Below are 22882 nucleotides of genomic sequence, written 5' to 3'. Positions count from 1 at the left end.
CCGCAGTCGTGCGCGTTGAAACGCACTCATAACGCGCACAACTGCGGTTTCGCGAGTCAGGCGGCGAGGTTGTGGGAGTCCAGGATCGTGTAGCTGTAACCCTGCTCGGCGAGGAAACGCTGGCGGTTCTGGGCGAAGTCCTGGTCGACGGTGTCGCGCGCGACGAGGGTGTAGAAGTTCGCCGACAGGCCGGACTCCTTCGGCCGGAGCAGGCGGCCGAGGCGCTGGGCCTCCTCCTGCCGGGAGCCGAAGGACCCGGAGACCTGGATCGCGACCGTGGCCTCGGGCAGGTCGACCGAGAAGTTCGCGACCTTCGAGACGACGAGCACGTTCTCCTCGCCGACCCGGAAGGCCTGGTAGAGCCGCTCGCGTTCGTCGATGGGGGTCGCGCCGGTGAGCTTCGGGGCGCCGAGCGCCTCGGCCAGTTCGTCGATCTGGTCGAGGTACTGGCCGATCACGAGGATGCGTTCACCCGGGTGCTTCGCCACCAGCTGCTTGACGACATCCAGCTTCGCCGGCGCGGTCGCGGCCATGCGGTAGCGCTCGTCGTCCGCGGCCGCCGCGTAGCTGAGCCGCTCGGACTGGGGCAGGTCGATCCGCACCTCGTAGCAGGACGCGGGGGAGATGAAGCCCTGGGCCTCGATCTCCTTCCACGGCGCATCGAAGCGCTTGGGACCGATCAGGCTGAACACGTCGCCCTCGCGGCCGTCCTCGCGCACCAGGGTGGCCGTGAGGCCGAGCCGGCGGCGCGCCTGCAGTTCCGCGGTGAGCTTGAACACGGGCGCGGGCAGCAGGTGCACCTCGTCGTAGATCACCAGGCCCCAGTCCATGGCGTCGAGGAGCTCGAGGTGGGCGTACTCGCCCTTCCGCTTCGCGGTGAGGATCTGGTAGGTCGCGATCGTGACCGGCTTGACCTCCTTCACCTGGCCGGAGTACTCGCCGATCTCGTCGGCGGTGAGGGTCGTGCGCTTGAGCAGTTCGTCGCGCCACTGCCGGGCCGAGATCGTGTTGGTGACCAGGATGAGCGTGTTGGTCTGCGCGGTGGCCATTGCCCCGGCTCCCACGAGCGTCTTGCCGGCGCCGCAGGGGAGCACGACCACGCCGGAGCCCCCCTCGAAGAAGTTCGCCACCGCCTTGTTCTGGTAGTCGCGCAGCGCCCAGCCGCTCTGGAGCAGCGCGATCGGATGCGGCGTGCCGGGTGTGTACCCGGCGAGGTCCTCGGCCGGCCAGCCGAGCTTGACGAGCTCCTGCTTGAGCTGCCCGCGGGCCCACGGCTCGACCAGGAACGAATCCGGCGTCGGATGTCCGACCAGCAGGGGCGAAATCCGCTTGGCGCCCGAGATCTCCATCAGCACGGCCTGGTCGTTGCTGCGCAGGATGAGCGCGCCGGCGTCGTCGCGCTCGATCACGAGCCGGCCGTAACGGCCGACGGTCTCGGTGATGTCGACGCTCACGGTCTGCGGAATGGCGAACTTCGAGTATTTCTCCAGCGTGGCCAGCATGTCGGAGGCGTCGTGCCCCGCCGCCCGCGCGTTCCACAACCCGAGGCGGGTGATCCGGTAGGTGTGGATGTGCTCGGGGGCGCGCTCGAGCTCGGCGAACACGGCCAGGTCGTGACGCGCATCCTCCGCGAGGGGATGGGCGACCTCGAGTAAAACCGTGCGGTCGCTTTGGACGATCAGGGGTCCGTCAGACATAACCGGTAATCCTACGCCAGCGCGCGCTGAAAGCCGGGAGCCGACCTACCCGACCGGCGTGATGCTGATGATGCTCGAGAGCGGAAGCGTGCGTTCGATGTCGGCGCGGCGGTCCCGGGCGCGGAAGCGCCCGCCGCCCACGCTCGCCGGCTCGAGCAGGTAATCGACGACGACCCCGCCGGGCATGGCGATGCTCACCGTGACGGTTTGCTTGCCCTTGATGGCCGTGTCCAGCTGGCGGGCGAGCCACGCGTCCCCGGCCATGACCTCCCCGCCGTCACCGGCGCGGAGCTTCTCGACCAGCGCGGCAGCCGGGTCGGTCACGACGACCGGTTGCACGCGGGCGAGCTGGTGGCGGCGCAGGTGCACGATCTCGCCGTCGCTGTCTTCCGCGGCGACCGGGTAGCGCGCGTCGGTGAGCGCCCAGAACACGGTTTCGACGGGGATGCGGCTGGTCAGGCGATTCTCGGTGTCTCGAACGAGCGCGAGCGGCGCGAAGGTCTGATCGACCGCGATGGTGCCCAGCAGCGCGGCGTCGTCCGAGCGGACGTAACTCTGCGTCGGGGACCCGGGGGCGTGGGCACTGCCCACCCGGACGCGGCCGTACCGGTCCGACGATTCCCGGATGAGGTACTCCACCGGCTGCGGGATGCCGCTGAGCGAAACGGCGCGCAGGAAGTCGAGCAGCGAGTCGGCGGTTTCGCCGGCCGCCAGGGCGCGGCTCACCGAGGCCGCCGTGATGCGGTAGCTGGAGGCGAGCTCGCGGCTTTCAACATCGGCCAGGCCGCGGAGCCGCGCGTCGATCGAGGGGGCGAGGGGGCCGGGGGCAACGATCGACAGGTCGTGCTGGAGGTACACCGCGCCGACCTCGGCCGGCAGCGACCTGCCCATGAGTGCGGCGGCCGCGTCGAGGTCGCCGGCCAGGAGGGCCACCCCGGCCGGGCTGGTCATGTGGTGCGCCATGACCCCGATGAGTTCGGCATCGCGAGTGAATTCCCTCACGCGTGCGTCGATCGCGTCGCCGCCGGCCGGGTAGAGCCAGCTGACGAAGGCGTGCAGGCCCGCGCCCCAGGAGAACGCGGGGCGGCGGGCCAGGAGGGTGCGAACATCGGCAGGCAGGGCATCGTGCCAGGCGCGGGCGAGCGCCGCCCAGCGACGGGTGGTGCCCTCGAGCATCCAGGCCTCCCCGGCCTCGGTGCCCAGCCAGTGTCCGTTGGACTGAGCGATGAGTCCGGCTCGGGCGGCGGTCGCGACCAGGGGGGCGACGATCTCGAGGTCCACCGCCATGACCAGGCCGAGCCGTTTGCTGTCCGGAAGCCCCAGCCCGCCGCGGCTGAGTTCACGTGCGGGCTCGCGCGCGAGCTCCGTGACCAGTTCGGCGATCGCGGAGACGGCGGTGAAGGCGCGCTCGGTGGCCAGCCGGTCGGCGAATCGGATGTCGTTCTCCGACGCCGGGGGGAGGGGCGCGGGCTGCGGGGCGGCCGCCAGCTCGGTGGCGCTCGGCAGTCCGTCGGCGGACCAGCGCTGGAGCTGGGCACTGACGGCGTCGTACGGGGCCAGCCGCCCGTCCGAGACGCAGGCGAGCATGAGGCGGTGGAGCTCCGCGGCGCGCGCGGCAACGTCGGCTTCCGCGACGGATGCCCCCGCAAGCACAGTCAATCGGTCAGCGAGCTCCGCGATCGTCGGCCCCGGGGTGGCCGGGTCCGCGGCGGCCAGGCCGCCAGCAAGCTCGCCGGCTACGGCCAGGGCGGCGAGGGTGGCCCGGTCCAGGTGGGCCAGCGCGGCCTGCACGGAGGCCGGGTCGAGCAGGCTCTCGGCCAGGTCGAAGAAGTCCCGGATGCCGGTGGCCGGCACGGAGCGGGCCACGATCGCCAGGCGCAGGGATTCGTCGTCGAGGGACCGGAGACGCGTTGCCAGCGAGAGCATGCCGCTACCGCCTGCTCTGGCGTGCCTCGCGACTGCGGCGAACGCCCGTCAACACCATGAGGGCGACGATGGCCAGGAAACCGGCGGGCAGGCCGTAGTACGGCAGCGTGAAGATGACCGGCCAGATTCCCGAGCTGAAACCGTCGTTGGTTCCGGCTCCGGCCATCGTGCCGAAGATGATGCCCAGAAAGGCGAGGATCGACAGACCCACAACACCCGCGACCATAAATGCCAGGATGCGCTCGATCCGGCTGAAGCTTTGTGCGGTTTGAATGGTCACACCCCAAGGATAGTGGTCGGACCCGACAAAGACGGGGCGGGGACCCGCCGAAGCGAATAGGCTTGGCTCGGATGACGCGCATTTCCGCGCGCCCGGAACCCAGCGAGGTCTAGATGCCTACCGGCAAGGTCAAGTTTTACGACGAAGAGAAGGGTTTTGGCTTCATCAGTTCCGATGACGGCCAGGAGGTCTTCCTGCACGCTTCCGCCCTGCCCTCCGGCGTGACGGTCAAGGCCGGGACGAAGCTCGAATTCGGGATCGCGGACGGCAAACGGGGCGCCCAGGCGCTGTCCGTGCGGGTGCTCGAGTCACCGCCGAGCCTCGCAAAGCTCAGCCGCAAGTCGGCCGACGACATGGCGATCATCGTCGAGGACCTGGTCAAGCTGCTCGACGGGATGGGCGCCAACCTGCGCCGAGGACGCTACCCGGAAAGCTCCCACAGCAAGAAGATCGCGGCCATGCTGCGCAAGGTTGCCGAGGAGCTCGATGCCTGAGCTGGCGGACGAAACCCTGCTCCAGGCCGTTGACGTGGCGCGCGCCGCCCTGATCGAGATCACCCCCGCTGACACCATCGGCGAACCGGTAGGCCACATCGTTGAGGGCGAACACGTCGTGTCGCTCCTCTTCGACTGCCTGATGACCGGTTACCCCGGCTGGCACTGGACCGTCAGCCTGTCTCGCATCGATGGCGATTCCCAGCCCTCCGTGCTCGAGACCGAGCTCATGCCCGGCGGCGAAGCCCTGCTCGCCCCCGAGTGGGTTCCGTGGTCGGACCGGCTGGCCGACCACCGCACCGCACAGGAACTCGCCGAGGCCGAGGCCGCCGCCGAAGCGCTGGACGCCCTCGACGAGTTCGACGTGGAGACGGACGAAGCCGACGCCCTCGATGAGGACGACGAGTTCGAAGACGAGGATGGCGGCGACGACGAACTCGACGGCATCGATTTCGGGGAAGCGCTAGCGGCGTCTCCCCTGAACCCAGGCGAGGCCGCCCAGGCCGAGGCCGAGACCGATGACGGCACACCAGACCCACCATTCGAAGCCGCGAGCGGCGAGTTCGACGCGGAAGACGACCGCGACGACGAGGACGACTAGCCACACCGCCGAACCCGCGAAGAAGGCCGTGCGCGCATCCGTGCGCGCGGGCAGCGGGTCGGGGCGCCGTTCGCTGTCTTTCAGCCAGAGCCGCATCTGGTCTACCGGCCGAGGTGTGCGACGACGTACTCGATCGCCCCGACGAGGCTGCGCACGTCGTCCGGCGCGATCGCCGTGAACGTCGCGAGGCGCAGCTGGTTGCGACCCAGCTTGCGGTACGGGTCGGTGTCGACGACTCCGTTGACACGGAGCGTCCGCGCCACGGCGGCCGCGTCCACCGATTCGTCGAAGTCGATGGTGACGACAACCTGCGAACGGTGATCGGGGTTGGTGACGAACGGCGTCGCGTAGTCGACGCGCTCGGCCCACTCGTACAGCACGGATGACGATTCCCGCGTGCGTGCGGACGCCCAGGCCAGTCCGCCGTTGCCGTTGATCCAGTCGAGCTGGCTCTCCAGCAGCAGGAGGGTGGCCAGTGCGGGGGTGTTCAGCGTCTGGTTGAGCCGCGAGTTGTCGATCGCGTTCTTCAGGCTGAGGAACTCGGGAATGTACCGGCCGCTCGCGGCGATGCGTTCGACCCGTTCGACGGCGGCGGGGGAGAAGAGGGCCAGCCACAGGCCGCCGTCGGAGGCGAGGTTCTTCTGCGGGGCGAAGTAGTAGACATCCGACGCTGCGGCGTCGAAGTCGATGCCGGCGGCGGCGCTCGTGGCGTCGATGACGGTGAGCGCACCGGGGTCGCCGTGCACCCGGGTGACCGGCGCCATGACGCCCGTCGACGTCTCGTTCTGCGGCCAGGCGTACACGTCGACTCCCTCGGTGACCACGAATTCGCTGCGCGAACCGGGAGCCGCCGAGATCACGTCGGGTGCATCGAGGAAGGGGGCAGCCGCGGCAGCGGCGAATTTGCCGCCGAATTCGCCGAAGACGAGGTTCTGGCTGCGCTTGTCGATCAGGGAGAAAGCGGCCGCGTCCCAGAAGGCGGTCGATCCGCCGTTGCCGAGCACGACCTCGTAGCCGTCCGGCGCGCGCAGCAGTTCGCCGAGGCCCGATCGGACGCGACCGACGAGGTCCTTGACCGGCGGCTGGCGATGGGACGTGCCGAGCACCGCCGCTCCCGCGGTGAGCAGGTGCTCGAGTTGTTCCGGCCGGATTTTCGACGGGCCGCAGCCGAATCGACCGTCACTGGGCAGGAGTTCGGAGGGAATTTTCAGATCCGGCATAGGGCGATTCTAGTTGGCCGGGAGGCGACAGGTAGGGTTGTGACGTTGCTGGAGGGCGAGCGGAGGGCTGCGGATGACTGATCTGATCGACACCACCGAGATGTACCTCCGCACGATCCTCGACCTCGAGGAGGAGCAGATCGTGCCGCTCCGGGCACGCATCTCCGAGCGACTCAGCCACTCCGGCCCGACGGTATCGCAGACGATCGCCCGGATGGAGCGCGACGGCCTGGTCATCGTGTCGGGCGACCGCCATCTGGAACTCACGACCGAGGGGCGCAGCAAGGCCGTCCACGTGATGCGCAAGCATCGCCTCGCCGAGCGGCTGCTCAGCGACGTCATCGGGCTCGAGTGGGAGTTCGTCCATGACGAAGCCTGCCGCTGGGAGCATGTGATGAGCGAGCAGGTCGAGCGCAAGATCCTCGAGATCCTCGGCCATCCGACCGAATCCCCCTACGGCAACCCGATCCCAGGCCTCGACGAGCTGGGTGACTCGCCCGCCGTCGCGTTCATGGCCGGAGTGACCAGCCTGGTCGATGTGGTCGCGACGTCCCGCGAGCCCGTGACGGCCGTCATCCGGCGACTGGGCGAACCCGTGCAGTTCGACCCGGAGCTGCTGCGCCAGCTCAAGCAGGCCGGCGTGCTGCCCGGCCGGACCGGCACCTTCCGGGCCGCCGGACAGTACGTTTCCGTGCGGGTCGAGGGGTTCGCTGAGGGGCTCGAACTGCCCCACGAGCTGGCCGTCCACATCTTCGTCGCCACCCCGCCGGCCTCGGCCTGAACCGTGGGGGAGCCACTCCCTCACAGCCGGTTTGTCGTTACCAATTCGTTAAAAATGTGTCGATGAAAGTGACAAACGAGGGATCGTCACGTAGCGTCGGACCTGTCCCGCAGGCCGGAAGTCGGTCGAAGGGCCCGGGTTAAGACGCCTTTCCCTCCCGTCTCTTGACTCGGTACATCACACGCCATGAGCGCAGTGGACGGGACAACTCCCTAGTGTTGTCGAGGCGCCGGAGGTAAAAACTTTGGCTGGTTACGGCATCACACGGTTCCGTCGCGGAACAAATCCGAAACTCAACACGCAGGACCCGCGGGAGGTCTCCCCGCCCGCTCCCGTCCCCCGGCAACCCCGGCCCTCGATCCGGCGGGGGAGCCTCGGCAACATCGTTGTCATGACCTTCGCCGGCGGGCTCGTCGCCACCCTGGCGCTTCCCGCCTATGCGTTCACGCCGGGCAAGGGCGAGATCCGCTACGGGGCGACCGCGGCCACCGAGCTCGCCCGGTCCGGCGCGCAGGCCGTGGAGGTGTCCACGCTGGCGGCAACGACCAGCGTCTCCCGGGACGGCTTCACGGCGACGACGGTGGAGGAGCTGGCGTCCCGCGCCCGGGCCAGGGCCGCGGCAACGGCGGCCAGGGCCGCTGAGGCGCGCCGCAAGGAAGTGGCCAGGCAGATGACCTCGTATGCGGCGTCGTACACCGGCCCGTCGGCCAAGCAGTATCTGGCCGCCCCGGCGCATCCGAACGTCAGCCTGTCCTCGGTCTACAACGTCGCAGCGCAGTACCAGGGCGTCCCCTATGTATACGGAGGATCGACGCCGGCCGGCTTCGACTGCTCCGGGCTTGTGATGTACGTCTACGCGCAGTTCGGTGTGAGCCTGCCGCACTCGTCGGCCGGCCAGGCCGCCGCCGGAACCCGCGTCGCGACCTCCTCCGCCAGGCCCGGCGACCTCGTCGTGATGCCCGGCCACATCGGCTTCTACGCCGGCAACGGCAACATCCTGCACGCCCCATACTCGGGCACCAGGGTGCGGGTCCAGCCCATCTGGACGAGCAACTACTACATCGTCCGCATCGGAACCTGATCCGCGGCCGGCCGCCCCGCCGACCCGCCCTTAGCACATCTGGCGTGCCATATTTTCGTGGAACGCCAGTTGTGCGTTAACCTGAGGGCCTGATGTTCTGCGATTTTCTTTCGGGAGAGCCAATGCGCGAGCTTCGCACAGTCCATGCCATGGATGTGCGCGGACACTCGGTGCTGCGGCACGGCAGTCAAACATGTCCGGGCCACGCCGTGGCTCGTCGGGCGTTGTCCTCGTGACAGCGCTCTTTCTTGTTTGGCTGCACTCTCCTGTTTCGCTGGGCGCCGGAACGTAGTTCGAATGGCTGGAAGCCGTCCAGCCTCCTTCGAAAGGGAGCGCATGCGCACACTGGTCCTCAACGCGGGGTACGAGCCCCTCGCCGTGGTGTCCTTCAAACGGGCACTCGTGCTGGTCATGAATCACAAAGCAACGATCGTCGAGAGCGACCAGGAGCACCCGGTCGTGGCCGCCTCCGGGTTCTGGGAGCGCCCGAGCGTCATCCTGCTCACCCGATACGTGCGCATCCCACGGTCGGTGGCCGTGCCTGTCAGCCGGCGGGGAGTGTTGCGCCGGGACGAGCATCGCTGCGGCTACTGCGGCAAATCGGCCAGCACGATCGACCATGTGCTGCCGCGGTCCCGTGGCGGCCGGGACACCTGGGACAACCTCGTCGCCTGCTGCCTGCGCTGCAACAACGTCAAGGGCGACCACACGCCGGCGGAAATGAACTGGGACCTGCTCTTCGATCCGCGCATGCCGCAGGGGACCACCTGGGTGGTCAGAGGCGTCGAGCGCCCCCTGCCCCAGTGGGACGAGTACCTCGCCCCGGCAGCCTGAGGACGACGCGAAAGTCACGGCAATGTAACGCCCGAGGTGACATTCGGCGCTCGTTCCCATAGTGTGGGGGAGCCAGACGACCTGAACCCGCACTCCGGAGGACCCCCTTTTGCCCCAGCCCGGCCAGACCGGTTCTCCCGAGAACTCCACTGCGACTCCCACGCGCCGCGAACTTCGCGCGCAGCGGGAGGCAGGAGAAACCCCGGAAGTTTCCACCGAGCCGGCCGAGCAGAAGGCCGCCCCGGCCGTCAGCGTGGCCCCGGATGCCGCCCGCGCAGCCGCGCGGCCCATGGCCGCGCAGCCCGTGACCCCAACGCCGGCGGCCACGCGCCCGCCGCCTTCCAAGCGCAACAGCCCCCTGACGGTCGCGGTCACCCTGCTCGCGATTCCCGGACTCTTCCTCACCGCGGCGCTCCCGGCCTACGCGTTCACGCCGGGCGAGGGCCTCGTAGGCGCCCGCACGGCGCACCAGCGAGCGTCGGCGGAAGCGCAGGACGTGACCGTGGCAGCCGGTTCGGCGAGCATCTCGGTCGCCCGCGACGGCTTCAGCGCGACCACCACCGCGCAACTGGCCGAGCGTGAGCGCGCCGCCGCCGCGGCCGCCGCGGAGAAGGCCGCTGACGCGGCCCGCGCGACGACCGCCGCCTACGCCGTCTACGGCATCCGTGCCGACGGTGACGACTACCCCTGGGCGGGCAAGACGAGCGGGCTCTCTCCGCTCGGCTACGTCTACGGACAGTGCGTCGACTTCGTCGCCTGGCGCCTCAACCGCGACGCCGGCGTGACCGGCGGCAACTGGCGCTGGACCTGGAGCAACCTCACCCCCGGCGGCGGAGACGCCTCCCAATGGGCCAACGCCTGGTCCGGCCACGGCTGGGCCACCGGCAACAAGCCCGTCGTCGGAGCGGTCGCCTGGTTCAACTACAACCATGTTGCCTACGTGCAGTCGGTCTCGGCCGGCGGTTCCGTCGTGCTCGAGGAGTACAACTGGATGGGCAGCAGCGCGTACCACACGCGCACCGTCCCGGCCAGCGAGGTGCCGCTCTTCCTGTACCCCCCGACATAGTCGGCGCACACCGGGTTTGGCGCACACCGCTAAACTTGACCGGTCAGCCTCTGTAGCTCAACGGAAGAGCAGTTCCGTCCTAAGGAAACGGTTGGGGGTTCGAATCCCTCCAGGGGCACTTCACCGCCAACAACTTGGATATTTCCTACAACGCCTTACGGCGGATGTTGGAGGCTGGGCTACGCTGACGATCGTGAGCACCTACAGACCTCCCCTGACCGATCTCGCCTTCGTCCTCGAGCATGTCGTGGGTTACCCGGGCGTCGCCCGGTTGCCCGGCTACGAGCATGCCGACCTCGACACCGTGGTCGACCTCCTCGAACAGTGCGGCGATTTCATGGCCAAAGTCGTGGCGCCGACCAACCAGCCGGGCGACGTCGAAGGCGCGCGCCGCCAGCCCGACGGTTCGGTGGTCACGCCGGCCCCGTTCAAGGCGGCCTACCGCCAGTACGTCGACGCCGGATGGGGCTCGGTCCCGTTCCCGGAGGAGTTCGGCGGCGGCGCATTCCCCTGGTCGGTGAACCTCGCGATCCAGGAGATGACGGCATCCGCCAACATGGCCTTCGCGCTCTGCCCGCTGCTCACCCAGGGCGCCATCGACGCGCTCCTGCACTACGGCGACGATGCCCAGAAGCAGCGCTACCTCCCCAAAATGATCAGCGGCGAGTGGACCGGCACGATGAACCTCACCGAGCCGCAGGCCGGGTCGGATGTCGGGGCGCTCGCCACGCGTGCCGCGCCGAACGGTGACGGGACCTTCGCCATCACCGGGCAGAAGATCTTCATCACCTACGGCGAGCACGACCTGGCCGAGCAGATCGTGCACCTCGTGCTGGCCCGCACGCCCGGCGCACCCGCCGGCACCAGGGGCATCTCCTGCTTCATCGTGCCCAAGTTCCTGGTGAACGAGGACGGCTCGCTCGGCGAGCACAATCCGGTCACCTGCCTCTCGATCGAGCACAAGCTCGGCATCCACGGCTCGCCGACCTGCGTGCTCTCCTACGAGGGCGCGACGGGCTACCTCATCGGCGAGGAGAACCTCGGCATGCGGATCATGTTCGTGATGATGAACAGCGCCCGGCTCTCCGTCGGCACCCAGGGCCTCGCCATCGGCGAGCGCGCCTACCAGCAGGCGCTCGACTTCGCCCAGGACCGCAGGCAGGGCCTGGCGATCGGGGCGGAGGGGAAGGACTCGGCGATCATCGAGCATCCCGACGTGCGCCGCCTGCTGATGACCCAGCGGGCCTACCTCGCAGCGCTCCGCCGGATGATGCTCTTCAACGCCGTGCAGATGGACCACGCCAGCCACGACCAGGACGAGCGGGCCGCCGCGCGGGCCGGCGAGGTCGTCGGCCTGCTCACCCCGATCTGCAAGTCGTTCGGCACCGACCTCGGCACCGAGATCACCTCCCTCGCGCTCCAGGTCTACGGCGGCATGGGCTTCATCGAGGAGACCGGAGCCGCGCAGCATTACCGCGACGTGAGGATCACCCCGATCTACGAGGGAACCAACGGCATCCAGGCTGCGGACCTCGTCGGCCGCAAGCTCGGCGTGCGCGGCGGCGCCTCGGCGATGGAGTTCATCGCGACCATGCGCGAGGTCGAGGCGGAGCTGGCGAGCGCCGGCGATGACTTCGACTTGATCCGGATGGAGCTCGGCCGGCAGTTCGACGCCCTCGAAACGGCCACCGCGTGGATGCTTTCCACCGGAAGCACCGACCCGGACTCCGCGCTGTCGGGCTCCACGCCCTACCTGCGCATGTGGGGGCTCTGCGTCGGGGGATGGCTGCTGGCCCGCTCGGCCCTGGCCGGGCCGGCCACCGGCGACGCCGAGATGGCGGAGACCCAGCTCGTGCTCGCCCGCTTCTACGCGGAGCAGCTCCTGCCGCAGTGCGCCGGCCTGCTCGGGGCAGCCACCGCCGGATCCCGAGACCTGTTCGCGCTGGACGCCGGCCGGCTGGCGGGCGCGGTGCGCCGCGGCTGACGCGCGACCGCCGGTCCCCCAAAGAGCTGACTACCGGAGGCGTCGGCGCTGCCGCAGACTATGGAACACGATGCACGCTCCTCGAGCTGCATCGCCGGTTCAGGAGACATTCGGGTTGTCACCCTGGCCAGGAATTGCGAGGGGGGCCAATTCGGGTTTGGCCCCCTTTCGCATGCCCGGCCCGCCCGGCTTGCACCACAGTTCGCCCCGCCCCTGCGACACTGGTACGCGAGCGAAGGAGAACCGATGGCGCTGATCGACAATGCGATCTACGTGGACGGCCGACGGGCGGCGACGCCGGCCTCGCTCGATGAGACCTACGAAGTCCTCAAGGCGAACGCGGGGTTCGCCTGGATCGGCATGTACCGGCCGACCGAGCAGGAAGTGCGCTCCGTCGCCGAGGAGTTCAATCTGCACCACCTGCCGGTCGAGGATGCCTTGAAGGGCCACCAGCGGTCCAAGCTCGAACGCTTCGACGACATCGCCTTCCTCGTGCTGCGCCCGGCGCGGTACATCGACGCGGAGGAGCGGGTCGAGTTCGGCGAAGTGCACCTCTTTGTCGGGCCGGATTTCGTGCTGACCATCCGTCACGCCGAGGCCCCCAACCTCGCGACCGTGCGCCGCCGCATGGAGGAGGACCCGGCGCTCCTGGCCCTCGGGCCCGAGGCCGTGCTCTACGCGATCCTCGACCAGATCGTCGACGAATACGGGCCCGTCGTCGCGGGCCTCGAGAACGACATCGATGAGATCGAGGACCAGCTCTTCACCGGCGACCCCGAGGTGTCCCGCCGCATTTACGCGCTCTCCCGCGAGGTGATCGAGTTCCAGCGGGCGACCCAGCCGCTCGTGGGCATGATGGAGTCCCTGCAGCGCGGGTTCGAGACCCGCAACGTCGACGTGGAAATCCGCCACCACCTGCGCGACGTGCTCGACCACACCATCCGCGTGGTGGAACGGGGAGACTCGTTCCGGGAGCTGCTGTCCAACGCGCTCACCGTGCACAGCACCCTGGTGAACCAGCGGCAGAACGATGAAACCCGCAGCCTCTCCGAGACGAGCCTGGCGCAGAGCGAAGAGGTTAAGAAGATCTCCGGCTGGGCGGCCATCCTGTTCGCGCCCACGCTCATCGGCACGATCTACGGCATGAACTTCCGGCACATGCCCGAACTTCTCTGGGAGTGGGGCTATCCGTTCGCCGTCACCCTGATGGTCGGGATGGGCGTGGGCCTCTACGTCATCTTCAAGAAGCGCAACTGGCTCTGACCATCAGTGATCGAGCGAAACCCGGGGGCGCCTACCCGCAAACCGTGCCAGTCCGAATTAGGGTATCCCTGTGTGGCGCCTCGATAAGAAACAAGATGACGACGGCATCCTGTCGGAGTACACGGATGCGTCCGGCTCCGACGCGCCGAATTCGACCTCCCCGCACTCCGTGAGCCTCGGCGATCCGTCCCTGGTGGCCGGCAATATCGCCGAGCCGACCTGGCAGCGCTGGCGCGACGAACTCGCCGCGGTCGGCGGCCGGTCCCCGCTGCTGCACTTCAACGACGGCACGCGTACGCGCATCGAGCTCAGCGCCACGCACCCCGGTGGCCTGCCGCAGTTCATCACCGGCAAGACCACCCTGCTCTCCAACCTGATCCGCGACGAGCTCGCGCTGCGCAACGCCCGCCTGGCCGCCAACGAGATCACCCAGAAGGGCATCGAGCTGCGCTCCATGCGCGGGATCGAATCGGTCAACCTGGCCATCGGCCTGGCCCAGTGGAAAAACGGCGAGGCCGAGTTCAGCGCGCCCATCCTGCTGCGTCCGCTGGCGATCCGGCGCTACGGGCGCGACTTCGAACTCAAGCTCAAGGGCCAGCCGTTCCTCAACCCGGAACTGGCCCGCGCCCTGCACGACCAGTTCCAGATCACCCTCGACGCGGACGCCTTCGTGGCGCTCGCGGTCACCAACGGCGCGTTCAAGCCCCAGCCGGTGATCGACCGGCTCCGCGGCCTCACCTCGCACCTGCCCTGGTTCAACGTCGTGCCGCGACTGGTGGTCTCCTCCTTCGCCGACGTCGGGCGAGCCCTCGCCGCCGACATCGCCCGGCTGGACCACCCGCTGCTCGACGCGGTCGCCGGAAACCCCTCCGCCCGCCGCGCCGTCGAGACCGCGTACAACCCGGTCGTCCCGATCGGCCAGGACGTGCGCCCGCCGGCCACCGACATCCTGTTGCTCGACGCCGACCCGGAGCAGGAAAACGTCATCGCGCAGATCGCCGCCGGCAACTCGCTCGTCGTGAAGACGCTGCCGGGCACGGGCGGCACGCAGACGATCGTCAATGCCATCGGCGCGCTGATCTCCCAGCACAAACGCGTGCTCGTGGTCAGCGCCCGCCGGTCCAGCCTCGACGGCATCGCCCACCGACTCGTGCAGGTCGGCCTCCCCGGAGCAGCCGTCACGCCGCGCAACCTGCGCCGCGACCTCGTGCAGTCGATCACGCGCAACGAGAAGGCCACCCAGCCCCGCGTGGGCGACGTCGACGACGCGCTCGTGCGCCTGCGCAAGGTTCTGCTCGACTACCGATCGGCCCTGTCCCGGCGCGACGCGGCGCTCGGCGTGTCCGTGCTCGACGCGCTCGGCGAACTGGCCCGGCTCGCCCAGCTGCCGTCCCCGCCCTCGACGATCGCGCGGCTGGACCGCGGCGCACTCGAACGGCTCGCGCACAACCGCGGGGCCGCCGCGGCGACCCTGATCAAGGCGGCGGCGCTCGGCGAGTTCCGCTACGGCCCGGGCGACTCGCCCTGGTACGGCGCGACGTTCACCTCGACCGCCGAGGCGTCGTCGGCGCACCAGCTGGCCAAACGGGTCAACCAGATCGAACTGCCGCGCCTGCTCGAACGTGCGTCGGGGCTGGTCGGCCAGACCCGGCTGCGTCCCTTCGAGACCATCGCGGAACTGGGCATCTACCTGCGGCTGCTGCTCGACATCCGCGAAACGCTCGACCGGTTCCAGCCGGCCGTGTACGACCGGCCGCTCACCGAGCTGATCGCCGCCACCTCGGCGCGGCGCGACTCGCCCGACATGCCCTCCAGCAGCCGTCGCCGGCTGCGCAAGCTCGCGGACGAGTACCTGCGGCCGGGCGTGCACGTCAGCGACATGAACGAGAGCCTCCGCCGCATCCAGCAGCAGCGCACCCTCTGGCAGCGGTACGTCGTCGCGGGTTCCACCCCCGAGGTCCCCGTCGGCATCAACGACGTGCACGTGGCCTACCAGCGCGTCGCCGAAGACCTGGGCCTGCTCGACATTCCGCTCGGCGCCGCGGGGACCACCCGAATGCTCGCCAACCGTCCGATCAAGGCTCTCATCTACACCGTCGCCGGGCTGGCCGCGGAAAGCGAAGTGCTCGCGAACCTGCACGAGCGCACCGCGCTGCTCTCCACCCTGCGCGAGCACAACCTCGACCCGCTGATGACCGACCTGGCACAGCGTCACGTGTCGGAGAAGGATGTCGCCGACGAACTCGAGCTCGCCTGGTGGCAGTCCGTGCTCGAGGCGATGCTCAGCGACAACAAGGCCCTCCTGAACGCGAACACGCAGGTGCTCGACCGCCTCGAAGCCGACTTCCGGCTCGTCGACGAGGCGCACGCATCCGCCACCGGCCAGCTGGTGGCCTGGCTGCTCGCCGAGACGTGGAAGATCGGAGTCGTCGACTGGCCGGAGGAGGCCGACCACCTGCGCCGGCTGCTGCGCTCCGGCCGCGCCACGCCGACCAGGCTGCACGATGCCGCCCCCCACCTCGGCCGGGTGCTGGCGCCCGTGTGGCTTGCCTCCCCGTATGAGGTCGCCGACCTGGACGACCGGCTCAGCTTCGACACCGTGCTGCTCGTCGACGCCGGTGCGACCACCTTCGCCGAGAACGTCGGGGCGGTTCGCCGCGGCAAGCAGGTGGTGGCCTTCGGTGACCCGGTCACCCAGACGCCCTCACCGTTCGAGACCGGCATCGGCGAATCCGGGGACGCCGAACCGCACAACGTGGACGCCCTGCACGCCGACTCGGCGCTGGCGCGCCTCGGCGAACTGCTGCCGACCCTCACCCTCACCCGCAGCTACCGCGCCGGGGGAGAAGACCTCGCCGAGATCGTCAACCACCGCTTCTACGGCGGCCGCATCGACTCCCTGCCCTGGGCCGGCAGCTTCCTCGGCCACGGGAGCCTCAGCCTCAGCTACGTCGCCGGCGGCCGCGGCATGCCGGATGCGGAGAGCGGCGCCATCGAGAGTGTCGACGCCGAGGTCGCCAAGGTCGTCGAACTGGTCCTCGACCACGCGGTCAAGCGCCCCCGCGAGTCGCTCATGGTCATCACCGCGAGCGCCCGCCATTCCGTGCGGGTGCACCAGGCGGTCCTGGCCGCGTTCTCCAAGCGCACCGACCTCTCCGACTTCATCCTCAAGGACCGCGCCGAGCCGTTCACCGTGCTCACCCTCGAGCAGGCCGTCGCGCAGAGCCGCGACCGGGTCATCTTCTCGATCGGCTACGGGCGCACCCCGCACGGCCGGCTGCTCTCCAACTTCGGGTCCCTCGGCGAGCCGGGCGGCGAACGGTTGCTCGCCATCGGCATGACCCGTGCCAGGCGTGCGATGGACATCGTCTCCTGCTTCCGGCCCGAGGACATCGACGCGGACCGCCAGCGCCACGGCATCCTGGCCCTCTCCCAGGTGCTCAGCGAAACCGAGGCGCGCGCCAGGGAGAACCAGGCGCCCGACCCGAGTGAGTCGATGCTGGTCGACCTGGCCGGCCGGCTCGAACGGCTGGGCCTGACCGTCTCCCTCGGCCACCGCGGCAAGCTCGCGCTCGCGGCCTCGCACGCCGGCCGTGCGGTCGTCGTTGAAACGGACGCCGTCGTCGGCCGGGCGAGCCTGCGCGAGTCGCTCCGGCTGCGCCCCGAGGTGCTGCGCCGGCTGGGCTGGCACTACCTGAGGGTGCACAGCTTCGAACTCTTCAGCAACCCGGATGCCGTCGCCCAGCGGGTGGCGACTCTCGCCGGGGTCAAGCGGGGTGGCCCCGCTGCCGAGCTGGCGACGGCTCCGATCGCGGTCGTGCCTGCCCGCGACTGACGGGCTAGCCTTGTCCCATGAGCGCTGAAGACGACACCAGTGGCGCGGACGAGCGCGCCGGCACGACCGGCGCACCCCGGCAGCCGATCGTGCGCCAGCGCGGCGCGAGACGCGCCAAACTGCTGCCCGCGCCGAATACGGACCCGAGCCCGGACGTGCCGATCGAGCGCGAGGAGGGCGGCGTTGCCCCCACGGCGTCGGGGTCCCGTGGCGCGAACGACGACCGACTCCGGCGGGACCGCCCGCCGCACTGGTAGCCGGTCGGGCCGGGCCCGTTGGTTAGAGCGTGTGCTTGGGGCCTTCGCTGGCGGCCTCGCTCGCGCTCGACGCGAGGAGGTCGCGGATCTCGGCGAGCAGGTCGAGCTCGGTCGCAGGGACGGCTTCCGCGGCGGCAGGGACGCCGGCGGCTCGGCGGCGCTCCTGGGCTTCCTTCATCTTGTTGAGCGGGAGCACGAAGACGAAATACACCACGGCCGCAATCAGCAGGAAGGTGATGATCGCGGCGAGCACGAGCCCGAAGGACATCTTCGCCCCGCCCGGCAGCTCCACGATCATGGACTCGGCCAGGCTTTCGGCGTTGAAGAGCGTCGCGATCAGGGGGTTGAAGATCCCCGTCACGATCGCATTCACGACCGCCGTGAATGCCGCGCCAATGACAACGGCGACCGCGAGGTCGATCACATTGCCGCGCATGATGAAGTCCCTGAAGCCCTTGATCATGATCGAACCTCTCTCAAAGCGTTCCACTACGGTTTTTTCGGGGCAGAGGAGCCCGTGCTCGACGTGGTCGGCGAGACACTGGCGGACGGCTTGCTCTGCGTGGCGGCGGGCGCGGCCGACGACTTCTCGCCGGCAGCCTTCGCCGGCTTCTCGGACGCCTTCTCCGGAGCCTTGTCGGCCGCCTTCTTCGCGCCTGACCTCGTGTCCCGGGACGCAGTGGCTTCCGCCCTGGCGTCATTGCGGTAGAAGCCGGAACCGGTGAAGCTCACCCCGATCGCGGAATACACCTTGCGCAGCTTGCCCTGGCAGGTGGGGCACACGGTCAGTGAGCTGTCGCTGAAGGACTGTTGGATGTCGAAGGCGGTGTCGCACTCCGTGCAACGGTACGAGTAAGTGGGCACGTCAATCTCCAGCTGATGGAACGGCGAGCGAAATGCTGGCCAGGGGTCTTAGAACGAGATGATTCTCGTGGGGGTGACCAGTCCGTTGACCGGCTGGTCGTGCACCTCGCGGGGCACCTCGTCGACGAACTCGTTGTCGAACACGACGGCGTACACCGGGGGGCACTTGTCCATGGAGCCGAGGGTCTTGTCATAATAACCGCGACCCCAGCCCATCCGCATGCCGGTGCTGTCGACGGCCGCCGCCGGAACGATGATCAGGTCGACGTCGTTGATGGCGATCGGGCCGAGGAGCGTGCCGGCGGCCTCCGGAACCCCGGCGATGCCCTCCGTCTCGCCATTGCCTTCTCCGACGGTCCAGTCGAGCAGCCCGTCTTCGCGCGACACCGGGAACAGGACACGGATGCCGTCGGCCTCCGCCCAGTTCACGAAGGGGCGGGTATTGGGTTCGGTGCGGGAGGAGAGGTAACACGAAATCGACCGGGCCGACAGGTCGATGGCGAGGCTCTGCAGGTTCTCGGTGAGACCCGCAGTCGCGGCCTCTCGCTCGACCGAAGTCATGTTCTGACGGCGCTCCCGCAACTCGGCGCGGAGCGCCCGCTTTCGGTGAGGGATGTCGGAGTCCATAAAGTCATCCTAGATGCCGATACCCTTGACCCCATGGGCACCCCTATAACCAAGGCCGTCATTCCTGCAGCAGGACTCGGCACACGATTCCTGCCGGCAACCAAAGCGATGCCGAAGGAGATGCTGCCCGTTGTCGACAAGCCGGCCATCCAGTACGTCGTCGAAGAGGCGGTCGCGGCGGGGCTGCACGACGTCCTGATGATCACCGGACGCAACAAGAACTCCCTCGAGAACCACTTCGACCGGATGACCGAGCTGGAAGACCTGCTCGCACGCAAGGGTGACCTGACCAAACTGGCCAAGGTCAACGAATCCACCGATCTGGCCGACATGCACTACGTGCGCCAGGGCGACCCCCTGGGCCTCGGCCACGCCATCCTGCGCGCGAAGATGCACGTCGGCCGGGCACCCTTCGCCGTTCTCCTCGGCGACGACATCATCGACGCCCGCGACCCGCTGCTGGGCAAGATGCTGCACGAACAGGACAAGCGCAACGCCAGCATTGTCGCCTTGATGGAGGTGGACCCGTCGCAGATCCACATGTATGGTGCCGCCGCGATCGAAGAGACCGACGATCCCGACGTCGTGCGCGTGACCGGCCTGGTCGAGAAGCCCAGCGCCGCCGACGCCCCTTCGAACCTCGCCATCATCGGGCGCTACGTGCTCCGGCCGGAGGTGTTCGACGTGCTCGAGCACACCAAGCCGGGCAAGGGAAACGAAATCCAGCTCACCGACGCGCTGCAGGAAATGGCTATCACCCCGGAGGAGACCGGGGGAGTGTACGGCGTGATTTTCCGCGGCCGACGCTACGACACGGGCGACCGGCTCGACTACATCAAGGCCATCATCCAGCTCGCCGTGGATCGCGACGACCTGGGTCCGGACCTTCGCCCCTGGCTGCGCGATTTCGCCGGCCGCATGAGCTAGGCCAGACGACTACAGTGGGCGCAAACCACCGGGCCGCGGCCCACGACTAGACAGGCAAGCAGTGCCACTCGCGATCCCGACGCTCCACGAGGGCCCCGTCGCCCTGCGCCCGATCCGGGTGCGTGATGCCAGGGCCCTCGAGCGCGTTCTCCTGGAGAACCGGGCGTGGCTGCGCGCCTGGGAAGCGACCAACCCGTACGCGCCGATGTCCTTCGACACCCGCGCGAGCATCCGGAACCTGCTGCTCAACGCCCGGGCCGGGCACGGCCTGCCGTTCATCGTCGAGTACGACGGGCAGATCGCCGGGCAGCTGAACGTGTCGTCGATCACCTGGGGCTCGCTGTCGTCGGCCACGATCGGGTACTGGGCGGGCAAGGAATTCGCCGGCAAATCGATCACGCCGGCGGCGGTCGCCCTGGCCACCGACTACTGTTTCACCGAACTGGGCCTGCACCGGATGGAAATCTGCATCCGACCGGAGAACGCTCCGTCGCTGCGCGTGGTCGAGAAGCTCGGATTCCGGTACGAGGGGCTCCGGCGCCGCTTCATCCACATCAACGGGGACTGGCGCGACCATTTCTGCTTCGGCCTCGTCGCCGAGGAACTGCCGGAGGGTGTGTTGCGCCGTTGGCGCGCCGGGCTCGTGCCCGAGGATGCGGCCATGGTGTCGCCGGCGGATCTCGCCGCCGCCGCGCAGCCCTTGCCCATCATTGGGCGGTGACACACCCTTGGTAATCATGCCCGGTGGTGCTCCGCGCTCATACCGTAGTGACCATGAGTAGCGAGGCGCTGGGCGGTGGAGTGATGGTGGCGGTCGCCGCCACCCTCTGGGTGACCTATCTGATGCCGACCTGGTCCCGTCGTCGCCAGTACCTCGCCGTGGAGCGCAACGCCGTTCGGCTGCAGCAGACGCTGCGAATCATGGCCGAAACCGCCGAAGTTCCCCAGCAGGTTCGGCTGGAGGCGAACGCGCGCACGGTCTCCGCCCAGCAGAAACTCCTCGCCCGGGCCGAAGACGATGCCCGTGCGGAGTCGAAGCAGGCGGTGGATGCCGCCGCTGCGGCGCGGCGCGCGGCCGGCCTCGCCCGGTCGGCTTCCGCTTCCGCTTCGGCGGGGTCGCCCGCGCTCGCCCTCCGGCGGCTGCGCAGGTGGCGCGCGCTCAGTTCCCTCGTGCTCCTGTCCGGACTCGTCTCGCTGGTGGTCGGCGCGGTCACCGCCCTGGTGGCCGGTTCGTGGACCGTGCTCGGCTTCGGCGCTATCGCCGTCGCCCTGGCGTTCGGCTCGTTGTCCCGGCTGGCCCGAATCGCCCGTGCGGCCCGGGTGTTCGCCCGGGCGCCGATCGCGACATCCCTCACGGCACAACGCTTCGAACCCGTGCACTTCGACGAGGCCCCGGTGGCCAACCCCACCTGGACTCCGCAGCCCCTTCCGCGCCCCCTGCACCTGTCCCGGGGCTCGATCGCGCAGACCGCGATGGCGTCGGTGGATGCCGCGGCCGAGCTGCGCAAGGCGGCCGCCGAATCCGAGCTCGCCCTCCGGGCCGCCCGGATCGCCGCCGCCGTCACCCCGATCTCCCGCCCGGCCGCCGCGCGCCCCGCCGCCCAGCCGGCTTCCGCCGGCACCTCGGCGCCGAACCGATTCGCCTCGATGGGCGTCGTCGGCGAGACCGAACCCGGCATGACCGACCTCGACGCCGTGTTGCGTCGCCGTCGGGCCGTCGGATAGCCGACCCAGCCGACCCGACCGCGGCACACACCACCCGCGCGTGCATGATATTCTTCAGTAGCAGTCGGGGGCTATGGCGCAGCTGGTAGCGCGCCTCGTTCGCATCGAGGAGGTCAGGAGTTCGAATCTCCTTAGCTCCACCGCTGTTTGAGGAAGGGCCCGCCGCAAGGCGGGCCCTTCCCGGTTTAAGCCCTGGCTGAGATGCGGAAAAAGTACCTTCGTTGGGAAATTGAAGGTACTTTGTCCGCAACTCAGCGTGGAGGCGGGTGGCGTTCGCTTTAGGGGGTGTGCGCGAGGCCCACGGGCAGGGTCGGGAGGTCGGCGCGCATCGCGATCAGCGCCCGGGCGTGGGCGTCGAGGCGCTCGTCCTCCGCGCTGGCGAGGGGGAGCGAGCGCACCGGCTCCGCGCCGCCGTCCGCCCCGCGGGAGACAAAGATGCTCATGCACTGGGTGGTGAGCTGCAGGTCGTGCGGGGTGCGGGGGCTCCCGGAGCGTACCCGGATGCTGATGTGCATGCTGCGCGGTCCGGTATGGATGAGCCGGGCATCCACCTCGACGATGTCGCCGATCCGGATCGGGCGGTAGAAATGGATGCCGCCCGAGTACACCGCCACCGCTGCCTCAGAGCTCCAGCTCGCCGCGCAGGCGTAGGCCGCCTCGTCGATCCAGCGCATGACCGTTCCGCCGTGAGCCTTGCCGCCCCAGTTCACGTCGCCGGGCGCAGCCAGGAAGCGGAAGACTGTGCTGGGGGTCGTGCCCTCGTCCGAATAGAGCTGGTCGCGCATGGCGGCCTGGATGCGCCGGCGCGGTTCGAGCCGTTCCCTCGCGTTCCGCTGCAGCGCCTCGTCGGCCGCCGAGCGCGGGCGCCACTCGGGGACCTCGCGCGGGCGGCGGGCGTCGTCCATGGCCACGAAGACGAGAATGCAGTGTGTCGCCGGCGTGTACCGCCGCTCGCGGACATCCGTCGTCTCCACCGTGACCAGCACGTGCATGCTCGTGCGGCCGGTGTGGATGATCCTGGCGTGCACCTCGACAAGCCTGCCCGGCTCGATCGGCCGCGTGAAATGGACGTTGCCGACGTACGCGGTGACGCAGTAGGAGGCGCTCCAGCCGACGGCGCAGGCGTAGCCGGCCTTGTCGATCCACTCGAGTACGCTGCCGGCGGCCACCGTGGTGCCGGATGCGGCGACATCCTGCGGATTGGCCATGAACCGCAGGGTGATGCGGTCGCTCTGCTCGGGCTCGGGCTCGGGCTGGGCGGCGGGCTCGGGGACGGTGGCGGCGGCGGGCTCGGGGATCGTCACGGGAACTCCAACTCTGGGCGGCCGGGTGCTCTCTGTCCGGTCCCGGTCCCAGAATCGCACATCCGGCAGCCCGGCGGGCGGGTGTGACGCGCCGTCCCCGCGGATGTCGGTGGACG

Annotated in this window: 21 protein-coding genes and 2 tRNA genes; 15 read left to right on the top strand and 8 right to left on the bottom strand. The window is 69.3% G+C overall.

Features of this window, described 5'->3' with window-relative positions; all coding sequences use genetic code 11:
• Window positions 1–56: 56 nt before the first annotated feature.
• The 3 genes from E3T33_RS00995 to E3T33_RS00985 are packed head-to-tail and all read right to left on the bottom strand — an operon-like array spanning window position 57 to window position 3903.
• Window positions 57–1697, bottom strand: a complete 1641-nt coding sequence (locus E3T33_RS00995; RefSeq protein ID WP_092322180.1) for a DNA repair helicase XPB — start codon at window positions 1695–1697, stop codon at window positions 57–59.
• Window positions 1698–1742: 45 nt separating this feature from the next.
• On the bottom strand, window positions 1743–3623 hold the full coding sequence (locus E3T33_RS00990) for a helicase-associated domain-containing protein (RefSeq protein WP_134574551.1): 1881 nt from the start codon (window positions 3621–3623) through the stop codon (window positions 1743–1745).
• Between the two features lie 4 nt (window positions 3624–3627).
• A complete protein-coding gene (locus E3T33_RS00985; protein ID WP_134574550.1) occupies window positions 3628–3903 on the bottom strand; it encodes a multidrug ABC transporter ATPase in 276 nt (91 codons plus the stop codon).
• A 113-nt stretch (window positions 3904–4016) separates the two neighbouring features.
• Here E3T33_RS00985 and E3T33_RS00980 point away from each other — a divergent pair, with 113 nt between their 5' ends.
• Entirely contained in the window at window positions 4017–4397 is a 381-nt protein-coding gene (locus E3T33_RS00980; RefSeq protein WP_092322175.1) for a cold shock domain-containing protein, read from the top strand.
• Window positions 4390–4998 (top strand): DUF3027 domain-containing protein, encoded by a 609-nt coding sequence (locus E3T33_RS00975; protein ID WP_092322173.1) that lies wholly within the window; start codon window positions 4390–4392, stop codon window positions 4996–4998. The genes E3T33_RS00980 and E3T33_RS00975 overlap by 8 nt, the downstream gene beginning before the upstream one ends.
• A gap of 101 nt (window positions 4999–5099) precedes the next feature.
• Here the strand turns inward: E3T33_RS00975 and serC are convergent, their stop codons facing one another.
• On the bottom strand, window positions 5100–6218 hold the full coding sequence (serC, locus tag E3T33_RS00970) for a phosphoserine transaminase (protein ID WP_134574549.1): 1119 nt from the start codon (window positions 6216–6218) through the stop codon (window positions 5100–5102).
• A gap of 73 nt (window positions 6219–6291) precedes the next feature.
• Between serC and E3T33_RS00965 the strand changes: the two genes are divergently transcribed.
• The 9 genes from E3T33_RS00965 (at window position 6292) to E3T33_RS00925 (ending at window position 17319) form a co-directional block, all read left to right on the top strand.
• Window positions 6292–6999 (top strand): metal-dependent transcriptional regulator, encoded by a 708-nt coding sequence (locus tag E3T33_RS00965; protein WP_092322170.1) that lies wholly within the window; start codon window positions 6292–6294, stop codon window positions 6997–6999.
• Window positions 7000–7390: 391 nt separating this feature from the next.
• Window positions 7391–8080 carry a C40 family peptidase gene (locus E3T33_RS00960; RefSeq protein WP_134574548.1) on the top strand — a complete coding sequence of 230 codons (690 nt, stop codon included), beginning with the start codon at window positions 7391–7393 and terminating at the stop codon, window positions 8078–8080.
• A 336-nt stretch (window positions 8081–8416) separates the two neighbouring features.
• On the top strand, window positions 8417–8914 hold the full coding sequence (locus E3T33_RS00955) for an HNH endonuclease (RefSeq protein ID WP_092322167.1): 498 nt from the start codon (window positions 8417–8419) through the stop codon (window positions 8912–8914).
• Window positions 8915–9023: 109 nt separating this feature from the next.
• Entirely contained in the window at window positions 9024–9980 is a 957-nt protein-coding gene (locus E3T33_RS00950; protein ID WP_092322166.1) for a CHAP domain-containing protein, read from the top strand.
• A 46-nt stretch (window positions 9981–10026) separates the two neighbouring features.
• Window positions 10027–10098: transfer RNA gene (locus E3T33_RS00945), tRNA-Arg, on the top strand.
• A 75-nt stretch (window positions 10099–10173) separates the two neighbouring features.
• A complete protein-coding gene (locus tag E3T33_RS00940) occupies window positions 10174–11964 on the top strand; it encodes an acyl-CoA dehydrogenase (protein WP_092322164.1) in 1791 nt (596 codons plus the stop codon).
• A 246-nt stretch (window positions 11965–12210) separates the two neighbouring features.
• On the top strand, window positions 12211–13227 hold the full coding sequence (locus E3T33_RS00935; protein ID WP_092322163.1) for a magnesium and cobalt transport protein CorA: 1017 nt from the start codon (window positions 12211–12213) through the stop codon (window positions 13225–13227).
• Window positions 13228–13336: 109 nt separating this feature from the next.
• Window positions 13337–17062 (top strand): AAA family ATPase, encoded by a 3726-nt coding sequence (locus E3T33_RS00930; RefSeq protein WP_092322452.1) that lies wholly within the window; start codon window positions 13337–13339, stop codon window positions 17060–17062.
• Window positions 17063–17079: 17 nt separating this feature from the next.
• Window positions 17080–17319, top strand: coding sequence for a hypothetical protein (locus E3T33_RS00925; RefSeq protein WP_092322161.1), 240 nt, complete (start codon window positions 17080–17082; stop codon window positions 17317–17319).
• A gap of 22 nt (window positions 17320–17341) precedes the next feature.
• On the opposite strand, the gene mscL is transcribed toward E3T33_RS00925, so the two are convergent.
• From mscL to E3T33_RS00910, 3 genes are read right to left on the bottom strand one after another with little or no spacing between them, the layout of a single operon-like run.
• On the bottom strand, window positions 17342–17782 hold the full coding sequence (mscL, locus tag E3T33_RS00920; RefSeq protein WP_092322450.1) for a large conductance mechanosensitive channel protein MscL: 441 nt from the start codon (window positions 17780–17782) through the stop codon (window positions 17342–17344).
• A 26-nt stretch (window positions 17783–17808) separates the two neighbouring features.
• Window positions 17809–18183 (bottom strand): FmdB family zinc ribbon protein, encoded by a 375-nt coding sequence (locus tag E3T33_RS00915; protein WP_092322160.1) that lies wholly within the window; start codon window positions 18181–18183, stop codon window positions 17809–17811.
• A 48-nt stretch (window positions 18184–18231) separates the two neighbouring features.
• A complete protein-coding gene (locus E3T33_RS00910; protein WP_092322158.1) occupies window positions 18232–18810 on the bottom strand; it encodes a 5-formyltetrahydrofolate cyclo-ligase in 579 nt (192 codons plus the stop codon).
• Between the two features lie 33 nt (window positions 18811–18843).
• On the opposite strand from E3T33_RS00910, the gene galU reads away from it, so the two are divergent.
• The 4 genes from galU (at window position 18844) to E3T33_RS00890 (ending at window position 21602) form a co-directional block, all read left to right on the top strand.
• Window positions 18844–19737, top strand: coding sequence for a UTP--glucose-1-phosphate uridylyltransferase GalU (gene galU / locus E3T33_RS00905; RefSeq protein ID WP_092322156.1), 894 nt, complete (start codon window positions 18844–18846; stop codon window positions 19735–19737).
• A 61-nt stretch (window positions 19738–19798) separates the two neighbouring features.
• Window positions 19799–20458, top strand: coding sequence for a GNAT family protein (locus E3T33_RS00900; protein ID WP_092322155.1), 660 nt, complete (start codon window positions 19799–19801; stop codon window positions 20456–20458).
• A 53-nt stretch (window positions 20459–20511) separates the two neighbouring features.
• Entirely contained in the window at window positions 20512–21462 is a 951-nt protein-coding gene (locus E3T33_RS00895) for a hypothetical protein (protein WP_092322153.1), read from the top strand.
• Window positions 21463–21529: 67 nt separating this feature from the next.
• A tRNA-Ala gene (locus tag E3T33_RS00890) sits at window positions 21530–21602 on the top strand.
• A gap of 138 nt (window positions 21603–21740) precedes the next feature.
• On the opposite strand, the gene E3T33_RS00885 is transcribed toward E3T33_RS00890, so the two are convergent.
• Window positions 21741–22766 (bottom strand): acyl-CoA thioesterase, encoded by a 1026-nt coding sequence (locus E3T33_RS00885; protein ID WP_241982779.1) that lies wholly within the window; start codon window positions 22764–22766, stop codon window positions 21741–21743.
• Window positions 22767–22882 lie beyond the last annotated feature (116 nt).

The sequence above is a fragment of the Cryobacterium sp. TMT1-2-1 genome (assembly GCF_004403955.1).
Lineage (GTDB): Bacteria > Actinomycetota > Actinomycetes > Actinomycetales > Microbacteriaceae > Cryobacterium > Cryobacterium psychrotolerans.
This window is presented reverse-complemented; position numbering and strand designations above follow the sequence as displayed.

Coding starts and splice junctions, on each gene's coding strand:
- E3T33_RS00995 (WP_092322180.1), bottom strand. CDS start 1,697: ATGTCTGACGGACCCCTGATCGTCCAAAGCGACCGCACGGTTTTACTC.
- E3T33_RS00990 (WP_134574551.1), bottom strand. CDS start 3,623: ATGCTCTCGCTGGCAACGCGTCTCCGGTCCCTCGACGACGAATCCCTG.
- E3T33_RS00980 (WP_092322175.1), top strand. CDS start 4,017: ATGCCTACCGGCAAGGTCAAGTTTTACGACGAAGAGAAGGGTTTTGGC.
- E3T33_RS00975 (WP_092322173.1), top strand. CDS start 4,390: ATGCCTGAGCTGGCGGACGAAACCCTGCTCCAGGCCGTTGACGTGGCG.
- serC (WP_134574549.1), bottom strand. CDS start 6,218: ATGCCGGATCTGAAAATTCCCTCCGAACTCCTGCCCAGTGACGGTCGA.
- E3T33_RS00965 (WP_092322170.1), top strand. CDS start 6,292: ATGACTGATCTGATCGACACCACCGAGATGTACCTCCGCACGATCCTC.
- E3T33_RS00960 (WP_134574548.1), top strand. CDS start 7,391: ATGACCTTCGCCGGCGGGCTCGTCGCCACCCTGGCGCTTCCCGCCTAT.
- E3T33_RS00955 (WP_092322167.1), top strand. CDS start 8,417: ATGCGCACACTGGTCCTCAACGCGGGGTACGAGCCCCTCGCCGTGGTG.
- E3T33_RS00935 (WP_092322163.1), top strand. CDS start 12,211: ATGGCGCTGATCGACAATGCGATCTACGTGGACGGCCGACGGGCGGCG.
- E3T33_RS00925 (WP_092322161.1), top strand. CDS start 17,080: ATGAGCGCTGAAGACGACACCAGTGGCGCGGACGAGCGCGCCGGCACG.
- mscL (WP_092322450.1), bottom strand. CDS start 17,782: ATGATCAAGGGCTTCAGGGACTTCATCATGCGCGGCAATGTGATCGAC.
- E3T33_RS00910 (WP_092322158.1), bottom strand. CDS start 18,810: ATGGACTCCGACATCCCTCACCGAAAGCGGGCGCTCCGCGCCGAGTTG.
- galU (WP_092322156.1), top strand. CDS start 18,844: ATGGGCACCCCTATAACCAAGGCCGTCATTCCTGCAGCAGGACTCGGC.
- E3T33_RS00895 (WP_092322153.1), top strand. CDS start 20,512: ATGAGTAGCGAGGCGCTGGGCGGTGGAGTGATGGTGGCGGTCGCCGCC.